Origin of the sequence: Candidatus Avelusimicrobium caledoniensis, from assembly GCF_902756455.1 — a bacterium.
GTDB lineage: Bacteria > Elusimicrobiota > Elusimicrobia > Elusimicrobiales > Elusimicrobiaceae > Avelusimicrobium > Avelusimicrobium caledoniense.
The window spans coordinates 1-12,296 of sequence record NZ_CACVRB010000019.1; the positions used below are offsets into that span (position 1 = coordinate 1).

Consider the following 12,296-nt stretch of genomic DNA (forward strand, 5'->3'; position numbering starts at 1 on the left):
TTATGTTTTATTTGTTTCCATAGTTATCCCTCTCGAACTTATAATTTTCCCTTGCCGATAACGGCAAAACCCACGCTACATTAAAACATATTTTCTATTTTATGTCAACTTTTTCTATTTTTAATAGAAATTGACTCTTCTTGTAAAAATAGTTATACTGTTTGTATTGGAGAACACTATGCTTTCGGCAAAACAAAACCAAATTTTAGAACTCGTCCAGCAAAACCCGCAAATCACTTTGGCAGAATTGGCTAAAGCGGTTGGCTTAAAATCGGTCAGCACCGTGCACGTGCATATCCGCAAACTCATTAAAGAGAACTTTTTAGAGCGCAACGGGCACGCGCTGATTGCCACGCACAGGCCCGTGGATGAGTTTACCCCTATCCCCTTTTACGGTTTTGCGCAATGCGGGGATACGGACATTTTTGCCGAAGAAAACATTGTGGACTATGTGAATATGCCCACTAAGTTTTTGCCCACCCCTACGCAGGATTTATTTTTTATTAAGGCCAAGGGCGATTCTATGGAGCCGACTATTAGTGACGGCGATATGCTAATGTTCCGTAAAACGAGTGAATTGCCCCCTGTGGGGAGTGTGGTATTATGCCGCCGCGGAGACGGGCTCAAAATTAAGCGTCTTGGCCAATATAACACTGAAAACGGCCCTGCTTATCGATTGGTATCGGACAATAAGTCCAAATATGAGCCGTTCCCGGCAGACGCATCCGTCGAAATTTTAGCCAAACTCGTGAGAATGAATTAAAGGAGAATCTATGCAGAAAGATTTACAATTTTTACTCTACACAACCCCGAGTGAAGACATTAAAATCAACGCTGTTATTAAGGACGAAACACTGTGGCTAACCCAAAAGGCCATGGCATCATTATTTGGATGCTCTACGGACAACATCTCACTTCATTTGAAAAATATTTTTGAAGAAGGCGAATTGGAGAAAAACTCAGTTACCGAGAAAATCTCGGCAACTGCCAGCGATGGTAAAAATTATCTAACTCAATTCTACAACCTTGATGCCATTATCTCCGTAGGCTACCGGGTTAATTCTGCGCGCGCGACCCAATTCCGTATCTGGGCTACCAAGGTACTCAAAGAATACATCCAAAAGGGATTTGTGTTGGATGATGACCGCTTAAAACAAGGCACTACTGCGTTTGGCAAGGATTATTTCAGAGAGTTATTGGAACGTGTCCGTTCCATTCGCGCGAGTGAGCGGCGTATTTGGCAGCAGATTACCGATATTTTTCAAGAATGCAGCATTGACTATGACAAAAATTCCAAAATTACCCAAGAGTTCTTTGCTACAGTACAAAATAAATTTCACTACGCGATTACAGGCCAAACTGCAGCAGAAATTGTTTATTATAACGCTGATAGCATGCAAGAACACATGGGACTTAAAACATGGGCCGGAGCACCGGATAAACGCATTTTAAAGTACGATGTGAGCATTGCCAAGAATTATCTTACCGAAGACCAAATCCGCCGCTTGGAACGTACGGTAACGGGCTATTTTGACTATATTGAAGATTTAATTGAACGCGAGAATACGTTTACCATGGAACAATTTGCCGCTAGCGTAAACGAGTTTTTGGCTTTCCGCAAATACCAGATCTTGCCGAATAAGGGTTCTATCAGTCGCGAACAAGCCAAAGCACATGCCGAAGCTGAATACGACAAGTTTAACAAAAAACAAAAGATAGAATCCGACTTTGACCGCGCTGTTAAATTAACATTAAAAGCACACAAAAAAGAAATATAAACTAAAAAGTTTATTTTTGGGTTAAGTCAACTATCATTGGAACAGCCGATTTCATAGCCTTGCCTGCCAATACGGCGTGGTATTGCTTTAAATGCGGTAGCGTACGGGATAAGTCTCTGCCTAAATAATTTCCAAGGAAAGTAAAACTAGTTTCATCAAAAGCCTGGAAGCATATCACAGTATTGCACTGAGTTAGGACCGTCTTTGATACATTGGCAGTACGTTGGGCAATAATCATGAATCCAACTCCATATTTTCTTCCTTGTAAAGCAATCTGCCCTATTTTATTTACTAATGCCTTGTTTACACCGTAGTCCCCCAAATCCCCTAATGATGTGGTTTCTGGAATTAAAGTATGAGCCTCTTCAAAAACAATTAAAATAGGTTTAATTGGTTCATTTTGTTGATATTGCTCTTTAGCATATGTAAAGACCATATCAATAAATAATTGTGTAAATTCCAATAAAAAACTAGTATTTGACAAATCTGGTAGTTCGAGTATACCCAATGGATTTGAGTCGGCCATAAACTTATTTACATATTCCTGTAAAATTACTGATATATTCTCTCTAAATTTACGTTGTTCCTCTTTCCCTATTATAGTATGAAATTCTTTTTCCCTATCTTTCAAGCCCGATGGTTTTTGAATAATCTTCAAAGGATTAAGATCCTTTAACTTTGAGGAATACTCTCCTGTAAAGTCAATGCATATCACTTTATTTTCCTTTATCGTTTCTTTAATTAATTTATGAGAAATAAAAGTTTTTCCGGATCCAGTCACGCCCAATATAGCGATATGATGAGATATCATATCTTTAATATTAATCACAGCTGGAAAAGTTGTCCCCGGAACGTTCCCGAGTTGTAATTCTGGATATTCAAATGTTTGACTATTTTTATGCGGGGAAGTACGAAATACAGGTGTATTAACGGGTGGCACCCATCCATATTTTTGAAAAGAAAGAGTTGATGGATTCCATTCGCCCACTTGTATAGCCTCTCCCTCAATGTATCCGATTTCATTGCGAGCTTCCAAAGATTCAATCGTGACTAAACCATTTAATACTTGATAATATATTTTCCGTTTACCAATTTCTACAAATAATAAATCGCCTTCTTGTAAGTCATCATTTTGTTTTGAATACTCAAATTTTAGCTTTCCTATGTCAGAACCGGAATCCACTATCCCAACAAAATTCTCCAAATTCAAATCTGTCGTTGATTCTGTTGACAAATATACCACATTGTCAATTAAAGCATTCTTCTCAATATTTTTTGATTTTAATGCAAGAATTTTAGCCCATTTTTCTTGATTCAACAAATACGTATCAAACACTATCCCAATAAATGTTCGCTCCGACTGTTCTGCCATTTTATACTTAAACTGTACGACATTAAACTTTTTGATTCCTTTTCTGTCCTCAAATAACTTCACCAAAAACACTTTCCTGGACTGAACACCGAATATAGTTCCTATCTGCTGTTCTTGCTTTTGTAATTCTTGAGAAAACAACTGATTATGCAGTTTGGATGGGTCTAGTGAAATGATGATAAACCAAAGCACAAACATTGCCAATTGTTGCAGAATTGACAACTCACCAAAAAGACATAAAAATACTAAGAAACAAAGAGAATATAAAACCCTTGCTCTCCCTAAAATATTCACGATTTTGACTATTTGTTGGGACAGCTTATTTTGCCAAACATTCGGGCTTTTTGTTGTATCATCTAAATACATTCCAGAAAGAGAAATAAACAAAATTAGCCCACAAAAAACTAGCAACAGCCACCATAACGCGGGATACTCAAAAGACTGTTTAATTGGCAGTAGTAACAATAAAATTGGAAGAACATTAGAAATAACATTTTTCGGGGAGGTGTAATATGGTTCAATAAATAGAATGGAAAAATATAGCATGAACAACCCAGAATAAAACCATAGCCCCGAATTATCCGCACTAGGTATTATTTGAGTACCAAATAACAGATTTACAATTAGATATACAAGCAAAAAAATCAAGAACACGCCCAATTTACTGAATACAAAAGATTTCATTTTTTCATAATAATAACCTATTTTCATACTTTTTATTATATAAAATAGTTATATTATGTATTGTTGTAATTTATAATTAGGCGAATATTATTTTTTAAAACTTTTGATTGTTCTTTGTAAAATTTTCCCTGTTATTTCCCTGTTTCTCTGGGTAGGGAATTTGGAGTGTTTTTGGCGGATATTTCTCTGAAGAGGGCGAGGATTGCCATACCCCCCTAAAATCCAACGGGCAAACTTTTCAAATGCCTGTTTTTTGCCTGTTAATTGCCTGTTAAACAGGGAATTGCACGTTACCCACACGGCGTTCTAAGAACCGACGACCCATCAAAATTTTCTGCCCCACCATTTTTTAAGGCATCTTTTACAAGGTGCCTTTTTTGTTGGCCTATTTCCTCATAAACCAAGTTATATATTAAAAATAAATGCTTTATTTTGCCGATAAGGGAAAGAAAAGACCACAGATTCGGGTTCTGTTTGAAGCAATTTAAAATCTGCCCTTTTGATGGATTTTCTATATCAAATCAAGACCTTTTCCAGTTGCAACAATTTAATTTTTCGGTCTATTCCACCCGCATAACCTGTTAATTTACCATTTGCCCCTACTACGCGGTGGCAAGGAATAATTAGCGAAATACAATTATGACTCACGGCTCCACCAACCGCTTGGGCAGACATCCGCCCCCCTCCATTTTGCCGCTCAATTTGCACAGCAATTTCTCCGTATGTAGCTGTATGTCCATATGGAATAGCCAACATTATTTCACTCACTTGCTTGCGAAAGGGCGTTGTCTGTATTTTTATTGGAGGCGTAAAAGACGGTTCCTTTCCGCTAAAATAAATATCTAACCAACGGGCAACTTGTCGGAAGACAGGCACTTGTTTTGTCCGAACATGACCGGATACCGTATCAGCGAAATACTTTTGTCCGTCAAACCACAGTCCGGTTAAAAAAAATCCGTCGCTCGCCAACGTAATACCGCCAAGCGGTGATTGATAATGATACAAATAAGTCATACCCATTCTGCCAAAAACTGATTTATCTCCCAATAGAATTATAACAAAATCAACCACACACCCCTATTTTCGCACAATATGCTACACTAAATAAGACGGCTTTTGCTACACGTGAGGTTTTATGAAAAAAATCATCTTGTTTCTATCCGCCTTAAGCTTTATCTTTGCCTGCCATACTCCGACGGAAGAAAACAGCTCCGCCCAGCCGGAACCTAAGATATTGGTAGCGTATTTTTCGCACTCCGGGGAAAATTACAACGTAGGGGAAATTAAAGAAGGCAACACGCAAAAAGTAGCTCAAGAGATTGCCCGTCAAACAGGGGGCACGTTATTTCGCATCCAACCGGTCAAAAAATATCCGGCGGAGTATGACGCCTGTAAAGAAACCGCCAAAAACGAAAAAGATACCAACGCCCGCCCCGAATTAAAAGCCCACGTGGAAAACATGGACGAATATGATGTGATTTATTTAGGATATCCGATTTGGTGGGGCGATATGCCTATGCCGTTATTTACCTTTATAGAACATTACAATTTAGAAAACAAAACCATTTACCCGTTTGCCACGCACGAAGGCAGTGGTATGGGCGGCTCGGAAACTTCACTCAAGCAAGCGCTACCCGAATCTACGGTGGCCCCCGGGTTGGCGATCAAGGGGCACGTTGCCCAAAAAGAACATTCCGCCGTGTACACAGCCGTCAAAAACTGGCTCAAACACCACTAATATGCTCTAACTAAAAAAACCGTCCGGCAAACGATTTTTCGTTTGCTATAATACCCCTATGAAAAATTTATTTTTTACCTTAATTTTGACGATATTACCCGTCGTACTTTTCGCCCAAACCGTGGGCACGGTCACCGCAGATACTACCCGCATGAGTTCTCACACGCTTACAGAACATTTCCGTTTAAAACCGGGTGACGCGTTTTCCCCCGCCTTGTACGAAAAAGCCCAAGACGATTTACACAAACTGCGTGTATTTAAAAAATTAGATTTTACGGCCACCCCCAACGGCGAGCAAATAGATATTCACATCAGCGCGCAAGACGGGTATTATATTTTCCCGATTGCATTTTTTACAGGCGGCTCTAAAAATGCCGCAGGGGGCTCCGTTCACGCCGGAAATTTGTTTAAACACGGCGAACAAACTTTTTTATTTGGCGGCGGCAGTAAAGACGGTTTTACTACCCGCGCGGGCTTACAATGGGGCAATCATTTTTTGACCAAAGTATACACGCAATTACACTTTGACCAAAATTTCTACGCCGGAAATTGGCAAAACGTGTACGGTGTATTTTCCACCACCGATGACGACGAGCACCAAGATCAACTTTTACGCACGGTACGCGGACGGCAAGATATCCTTGCGCTGTTATATAATTATCGTTTTTCGCGCACGGGGCGCGTGTTTGTTGCCCCGGAATATAACCGCGTTACGTACGCACACAACCAATTGGACAGCGGCAACCACCACAACGTACGCGCCGGAATCAGATTTACCGACGATATCCGCGCCGGTATGAATATGGGGGCATTATCCGGCTACGGGTTGACCGACAAACAAAAAACGTTGCAAGATTTACCACACGCCCGTCACGGGTACAATGTGTCTTTCTCGTACGAAAACGGCGGACATTGGACGGACAGCGACTACAACATTTCCAAAGCATCATTAGAAAGTGCGTGGCTGTTGGAACTGCCGCAGCGTCATTTGCTCACGCTGCAACTCAAAGCACAAAACGCATTTGAAGGCACGTTTACGGATCAAGTTACTTCGTTAGAAGTGCTGACGGGAGCCGGAAAATACGATCGGCAACGGCGGGGCAAACGCGCCGCCGGGGCAGGCGTATCTTTTACATACTATTTGCTGCGTAATCAGACGGGGCTATTATCACTCGCACCGTTTTATGAACTTTCTTACACCGATGTGGGCCCGAACTACCGCCCGCACAGCGGTGCCGGGGCTAATTTATTTTACCGCTTGTGGCGTTTTCCGCTACCGATAGGTCTTAACTACACACACAACTTGCAAGACGGCAGCCACCAAGTAGGTTTTGTCGTCGGCGGTATGTTTTAACAAAAACATTCTTTGCTATTCTTTCCGGCCCTTATTTGCTTATGCAAATAGGGGTCTATTTTTTACAACCTCAAAGTTTCGCTTGACAAATCAAAAAAAAAAACGATAATAAAGGGACGGTAAAAACACAACAAAACAAGATGTCATGCTGAACTTGTTTCAGCATCTCACCTTATTTCCGATTTTAAAAAGCGGTGAGATTCCAAATCAAGTTTGGAATGACGGCATTATTTAAGGAGATTTTTATGAAAAAAACACAGGCATTTACACTCATAGAATTATTAGTCGTTGTTCTCATCATCGGTATTTTGGCGGCGGTAGCGTTGCCACAATATCAAAAAGCGGTGGAAAAATCAAAAGCCACGCAAGCATTAACATTACTTAAATCGCTCGGGCAAGCACAGGAAGAATATTATTTGGCTAACGGTCAATATGCAACCTCATTTGACGATTTATCCATAGATTTACCGACAGGATGGACAGGCAATACCCCGTGGGACGATTCGGCGGGCGTAAAAGATACGCGTTCCAATGCAGAATGGTCTTTGCAGTTATATAATTCCGGCGACTTTTTTCAAGGCATATATATCGGCCGCATTTCCGGTAAATACCAAGGAATTGGCTTTATGTTAATTTTCCAAAATACTGCCGGAAGAAAAACAAACGAAATTTTGTGTGCCGAGCGATTTGGAGCAGGCGTAGTGTTTGAAGGCCCTGCGGGAAATTATTGCCAGAAAATTTGGCACGCATCATCCGACAATGTTGCCTCTCAAGTACACACTTATATCATGCCATAAAATCGCGCCTATTTGTTTACGGCATTTTCCAGCGCGCGGGCAAGTTGGTCCGCGCACGACGTGCCTTTGCCGCCGCAATCGTTGCCTTTTAACAGCGCGGCAACTTGCTTAGCATTGGCCCCTTCCACCAATTTGCTAATAGCGGTCAAATTGCCCGGGCAACCGCCAACAAATTGCACATTATGCACGTTGCCGTGTTCATCCAAATCAAATAAAATTTCTTGCGAGCACACCCCTTGCGTGCGAAACGAAAACGAGGTCATAATAACTCCTTATGGTAAGATAATTACATTATACCAAGTTCGCGTAATATCGTTTTTTGTATAATAAATACGGGGAGTAATTATGTCATTTTCCAACATCATAACCAACAGCCCGATTGAGCCGCACACATTAGAACAAGCCGCCAAGCGTATGCTGGCGTTGCAAGAAGAATTAAAAACACATATCGCCCAAGGATCCGGCCCGTTTTTAGCCGCCATTTACGACGACAAAGGAAATCTCATTGCTAAAACAGCCAACTCGGTAGAGCACGACAAATGCAGCCATAATCACGCCGAAATGAACGTCATTAAACAAGCGGAAAAAATTTTAAACACATTTGATTTAGCCCCGTATAACTTAAGTTTATATGCCACGTCCGAGCCGTGTTTAATGTGTTTGGGCGGCATTATGTGGTCGGGCATTCGCACGGTATATTACGGAGTTCCGTCAAAGCGGGTAGAAGAAATTACCGGATTTGACGAAGGGTTTAAGCCCAATTGGCAAGATGAATTTAAAAAACGCGGCATTGCGGTGTACGGAAACATTCAGACGCAAGCGGGCGAAGCTGTTTTGTCTGATTACGTCCACGACGGACACCACATATATAATCCCTCGCGTTAACTAAGATTTTATACAATAGGGTAAACTTATGCGTTACGTATTATATGTATTTACAATGGCGTTACTATTTGTAGCGGGGATGTTGGTAGGAAATAATTTCTTACCGCAGCGGGAGGCCTCTCTGGCCAGTGCCGTATCGGTGCCGGAACTTGCCCAAGAAAACGAACTGTTAAAAACACTATCACGCGAACAAGCCGAGCAAGATTTAGCCAAATTAAACGAGTTCGCGCTTTCTTGCCCCGAGGAAGAACAACCCCAACGCCAAGAACTTTTAAACCGCATTTCCCTGCGGTTGGCCATAGAAAATTTTGAATTTAAAAAAACAAAGTTAGAATTGGAAATTGCCAAAAATGATAAAAATAACCGTCCCACTTCCCAACTGACTCAGGCCATGACAGAATATAACCAAGCGCGTGAACAAGTGGAAAAATTGGCCGAACAACTTAACCCGACTCACGCACCCACCGAAGAACCCCCCTCTGAAAAAAAGTAATTTTAAAAACCCCCGGTGCAGTGCCGGGGGTTTTTATTTCGTTTGATAAAATCTAATCGGTTAATTTCTGCCAGAACGATTTTTTACCCGGCAAGGCAGGCACGTTACTGCGTAACAAAACACCCACACAAATTTGTTGTTCGTTGACAACCGGCAAGGCATCACTTTCGCTTTGTGCAAACACTTCACGCGCTTTATCCTGCGTATCTTGCGGATGCAACACCGCACTTGCATTCATCACAGAGCCGGCCGCAGAATCAACCGCAAAGAACGCCAACTCCGCCGGGCGAATCACACCTTTTAAAACGCCTTCTTTATCGGTAATAATACAAATAGCGGGAATTTTTTTGCGCGGTAAATTTTTAAGTCGCTCAATGAGTTGTGCCAGTTTTACTTCGGTACGCACAGCTACAAAATCGGTTTGCATCACGCGGCCCACCGCATCGTCCGCATAGGAAGACGCCCCGCTTAATAGTTGCAAAAAAGAGGGCTCTAACACCGCTGAAATACGCTGACGGTACGGGCCGGAAAACAAGCTCATCAGTTTAGCTGCTTGCGGCACACTCAGCCGCGTAAGCACATAGGACGCCTGACGTAACGGCAAGCGCCGCAACACCGCCGCTGCCTTGGGCGGATCCATAGGGTTTAAAACGGCAATCATCGTTTGCGCCTTTAACGGAGAAATCAACTGCAACACTTCGTGCGTCGCCAAGGTTTCCAAGGCGGCGGCGGCTTGCTTAGGGGAAGCCGTGATAAATTTCTCGGTAATGGTGCTGGCTAATGCTTGCGTAGCCGGTTGCATAACTAGTCCTATAACAAAACTTGAACTTTCTTACAATTTTATTATAATAAAATAAACAGCACATCGCCAAACCCAAGAGGTGGTAAATATGTTTTTTGACAAACCGTTTCACGAAGTAACTTTTGAAGATGTCGTCAAATTCTGCCACAAACGCGTCCCTGAGGGCAAACAGTTGGACTACAAGTACGTTTTGCCAAAAAATTATGAAAAATTTGCCAAGGTGATAGCGTCGTTTGCTAATGCACTGGGTGGGCTTATTATTGTGGGGGTGCAAGACGACAAAAATGATCAGCCCCATCCCCCCTTTATCGGCATTCCGTTCCACGAAAAACTACGCAACACGATAGAAGATATCATCAAAGTATACATTGACCCGGTGGTATTTGTGGATATCAATATTTGCATCAACAAGACGGGCGATCGGATGTTTGTGCTGATTCAAATTCCGCAAAGCAATTTAACGCCGCACCTCGTTGGCAAATTAAAACGCGCGTATATCCGCACCGGGCAAAGCAGCCGCCCGGAAGCCATCGTCCACCCGGAAAAATTACCGTGGCTGTTAGACCACCGCAAAAAATCGGAACGCTTGCGCCACATTTTGTATGATAAAGCCGAGCGGCACTTTGAAAATTATTTAAAAACGATGACGGTATCAGCCGACGGAGAAGTGGTCTGCACGTTATCCCTGCAACCTTTCTACCCCGAAGATCCGCTTACCAGTTACAAGAAACTGCCGCAACTGATTGCGCAATCGTCCACCCGTGCGCCGTACGGAATTATGGCCAACCCGGAACTTCCCTTACAAGCCGTGCAAGACGGTGCGGCAGTCATTTCCAATCAGCGCGGCGTATATAAAATGACCGAGTTTAACGCGTACGGTTTGATAATGAATAAGCAAATCGTATCGTCGGAAGAAATGGTCAACGGACACGCGTCTAGCACGCTACGCATTGAAAATTTGGCACAAAACATGGTGCTGTTTTTTACAACTGCGCGGAAATTTCTAGCCAAATTAAACGTGGGAGGGTCGCTCTATTTCCGCTTGAAAATGACCAACACCCGCGCGCGCCGGGCATTATTTAAAAACCGCCAAGCTACCGTGCTAGAAGATTATTTACGCATGGACCGCACCCTATCGCCCGACGATTTACAGGCCGATTTACCGCAAATGTTGGAAAATTTATTACACGAGACCGCGTGGTCGTTGGGCTTGCAAATTCCGCAAGAAGAATTAGGCGCACTACTTAAACAGTTACTGAGCGACATAGACAAATGAAACACGGGTTTACATTGATAGAAACGTTGGTTGTTGTCGTAATTATCGCTATATTAGTGGCGATAGCGTTGCCCTATTACCGAAATGCGATAGAGGCCAGCCGCATCACGGAAATAGTTATGCTGTGGGGACGGCAGAAAAACTGGGCGACCGGACACAATATGTCGCCCGCACAAGCCCAAAAAGCAACCGAAAACCTACGTAAAGCCAAACTCAAATACTTCACCGGCGAAGTAATTTGCCGCGAAAAAGCGACCAATGACGAACTGTGTTGGGAAGCCGAATTTACCCAAACGGATGACGATCCTACCGTGCATTACAAACTAATCACTACCCACAATTTTGCACGCTTATCGTGTGTGGGGTTAAACAGCGCGGGCGAAGATTTTTGCGAAAGCCAAGCCCATGATGAAACCCCTGAAATCATTGACGGCCAAAAAGTCTATTGGATTAGGTAACTACCCCGTATTATTTCAATACAAAATCTAGTGGTTTTCATCTTCTCCTGTAACTTCCTGTAAAAGGAAGTTTTTTGTTGCCGGAAAAAACGCTTTAAAAAACAAAAAAAAAAACGATAATAAAGAGACGCAGAAAAATATATAAGGAGCAAACAATATGAAAAACAAACAAGCATTTACGCTTATTGAATTATTAGTCGTCGTTCTCATCATTGGTATTTTGGCAGCGGTGGCGTTGCCGCAATATCAAAAAACAGTACTTAAATCGCGCGTAGCACAAGTAATTCCGATTGTCCGCGCAGTGGCACAAGCACAAGAGGTATATTTTCTTGCCAACGGAGAATATGCAACAAGTGTTGACGAATTAGGCATAGATTTTACTTGTCCAAACGGTTGGACGTGTATCATGGGAAAGAATATATGGGATGGCAATGCACCCGCAAATAAAATAGAGGCCTACCGTACAGACACCGAATCTTTAGGTGTCAATTATTACTACGGAGAAATAGCAACGAATTACAATTTATCGGCCATAGAAAAGAAACTTTATTGTTGGGCAAAAACAAACGATGCACAAGCCGTCAATGTGTGCAAAAGTTTCGGGCCTGCATTAAAAGTGGATTCTTCCTTCTCCCGCTATTTAATTCAATAGCTTAATA

The 12,296-nt window shown here is 42.2% G+C and carries 14 protein-coding genes; 10 read left to right on the forward strand and 4 right to left on the reverse strand.

The genetic code is table 11. The annotated features are described in order from the left end of the window. Positions 1-178: 178 nt before the first annotated feature. Positions 179-763, forward strand: coding sequence for a LexA family protein (locus ACQY2W_RS05330; RefSeq protein ID WP_428050123.1), 585 nt, complete (start codon positions 179-181; stop codon positions 761-763). 10 nt (positions 764-773) lie between these two features. After that, complete coding sequence (locus tag ACQY2W_RS05335; protein WP_428050125.1) at positions 774-1,778, forward strand: virulence RhuM family protein; 1,005 nt, start codon at positions 774-776, stop codon at positions 1,776-1,778. 10 nt (positions 1,779-1,788) lie between these two features. Here the strand turns inward: ACQY2W_RS05335 and ACQY2W_RS05340 are convergent, their stop codons facing one another. Beyond that, on the reverse strand, positions 1,789-3,861 hold the full coding sequence (locus ACQY2W_RS05340; RefSeq protein WP_428050127.1) for an ATP-binding protein: 2,073 nt from the start codon (positions 3,859-3,861) through the stop codon (positions 1,789-1,791). A gap of 489 nt (positions 3,862-4,350) precedes the next feature. Further along, positions 4,351-4,848, reverse strand: a complete 498-nt coding sequence (locus ACQY2W_RS05345) for a methylated-DNA--[protein]-cysteine S-methyltransferase (RefSeq protein ID WP_428050211.1) — start codon at positions 4,846-4,848, stop codon at positions 4,351-4,353. 121 nt (positions 4,849-4,969) lie between these two features. Here ACQY2W_RS05345 and ACQY2W_RS05350 point away from each other — a divergent pair, with 121 nt between their 5' ends. The 3 genes from ACQY2W_RS05350 to ACQY2W_RS05360 all read left to right on the forward strand — a co-directional run bounded on the left by ACQY2W_RS05350 (position 4,970) and on the right by ACQY2W_RS05360 (position 7,723). Next, positions 4,970-5,572 carry a flavodoxin gene (locus ACQY2W_RS05350; RefSeq protein ID WP_428050129.1) on the forward strand — a complete coding sequence of 201 codons (603 nt, stop codon included), beginning with the start codon at positions 4,970-4,972 and terminating at the stop codon, positions 5,570-5,572. Between the two features lie 58 nt (positions 5,573-5,630). Next, positions 5,631-6,926: a hypothetical protein gene (locus ACQY2W_RS05355; RefSeq protein WP_428050131.1), complete on the forward strand. Its 1,296-nt coding sequence runs from the start codon at positions 5,631-5,633 to the stop codon at positions 6,924-6,926. Between the two features lie 245 nt (positions 6,927-7,171). Further along, positions 7,172-7,723 carry a type IV pilin protein gene (locus tag ACQY2W_RS05360; protein WP_428050133.1) on the forward strand — a complete coding sequence of 184 codons (552 nt, stop codon included), beginning with the start codon at positions 7,172-7,174 and terminating at the stop codon, positions 7,721-7,723. A gap of 8 nt (positions 7,724-7,731) precedes the next feature. Here ACQY2W_RS05360 and ACQY2W_RS05365 read toward each other — a convergent pair whose 3' ends face one another. Further along, complete coding sequence (locus tag ACQY2W_RS05365) at positions 7,732-7,986, reverse strand: TIGR03905 family TSCPD domain-containing protein (RefSeq protein WP_428050135.1); 255 nt, start codon at positions 7,984-7,986, stop codon at positions 7,732-7,734. A gap of 82 nt (positions 7,987-8,068) precedes the next feature. Here ACQY2W_RS05365 and ACQY2W_RS05370 point away from each other — a divergent pair, with 82 nt between their 5' ends. Both ACQY2W_RS05370 and ACQY2W_RS05375 read left to right on the forward strand, forming a co-directional pair. Beyond that, the gene (locus ACQY2W_RS05370; protein ID WP_428050137.1) at positions 8,069-8,608 is read left to right on the forward strand and encodes a nucleoside deaminase; all 540 of its coding nucleotides are present in this window, start codon (positions 8,069-8,071) and stop codon (positions 8,606-8,608) included. A gap of 28 nt (positions 8,609-8,636) precedes the next feature. Beyond that, positions 8,637-9,101, forward strand: a complete 465-nt coding sequence (locus tag ACQY2W_RS05375; RefSeq protein ID WP_428050139.1) for a hypothetical protein — start codon at positions 8,637-8,639, stop codon at positions 9,099-9,101. Positions 9,102-9,153: 52 nt separating this feature from the next. Here ACQY2W_RS05375 and ACQY2W_RS05380 read toward each other — a convergent pair whose 3' ends face one another. Then, on the reverse strand, positions 9,154-9,903 hold the full coding sequence (locus ACQY2W_RS05380) for a CBS domain-containing protein (protein ID WP_428050141.1): 750 nt from the start codon (positions 9,901-9,903) through the stop codon (positions 9,154-9,156). An 88-nt stretch (positions 9,904-9,991) separates the two neighbouring features. On the opposite strand from ACQY2W_RS05380, the gene ACQY2W_RS05385 reads away from it, so the two are divergent. The 3 genes from ACQY2W_RS05385 (at position 9,992) to ACQY2W_RS05395 (ending at position 12,289) form a co-directional block, all read left to right on the forward strand. Further along, entirely contained in the window at positions 9,992-11,179 is a 1,188-nt protein-coding gene (locus ACQY2W_RS05385; protein WP_428050143.1) for an AlbA family DNA-binding domain-containing protein, read from the forward strand. Further along, on the forward strand, positions 11,176-11,637 hold the full coding sequence (locus ACQY2W_RS05390; RefSeq protein WP_428050144.1) for a prepilin-type N-terminal cleavage/methylation domain-containing protein: 462 nt from the start codon (positions 11,176-11,178) through the stop codon (positions 11,635-11,637). Before ACQY2W_RS05385 ends, ACQY2W_RS05390 begins: the two co-directional genes overlap by 4 nt. A 157-nt stretch (positions 11,638-11,794) precedes the next feature. Beyond that, a complete protein-coding gene (locus tag ACQY2W_RS05395) occupies positions 11,795-12,289 on the forward strand; it encodes a type IV pilin protein (RefSeq protein ID WP_428050145.1) in 495 nt (164 codons plus the stop codon). Positions 12,290-12,296 lie beyond the last annotated feature (7 nt).